This window comes from Poinsettia branch-inducing phytoplasma str. JR1 (assembly GCF_000309465.1).
Lineage (GTDB): Bacteria > Bacillota_I > Bacilli_A > Acholeplasmatales > Acholeplasmataceae > Phytoplasma > Phytoplasma pruni.
Genome location: NZ_AKIK01000092.1, coordinates 1 through 247, shown reverse-complemented (window position 1 = coordinate 247; position 247 = coordinate 1). Strand labels below are relative to the sequence as shown.

Sequence of the window (247 nt, the reverse complement as noted above, 5' to 3'; positions counted from 1 at the left end):
TCAAAATTTACAAGTTTTTAAAAATAATGCAAAAATTAAATTAGAAATAAATGAATGTCAATTGAAACAAAGTGTTTGTAAAGAAGATAGTTCTTCTATTATTTCTAAATATGTTACTAAATTTTCTGAATATGTCGGCAATGATAAAGAAATTAAAAAAATGATTTTACAAAAGAAAAATTATTTAACAGGTAAACGTCTATTTCAATTTTCTAAAAGTTGTCAAAAATTACCTATTACTAAAACT

The 247-nt window shown here is 19.8% G+C and carries 1 protein-coding gene; it reads left to right on the top strand.

Features of this window, described 5'->3' with window-relative positions:
• A partial coding sequence (locus ON17_RS03600) for a hypothetical protein (RefSeq protein WP_040849716.1) occupies nt 1-247 on the top strand: 247 nt, incomplete at both ends.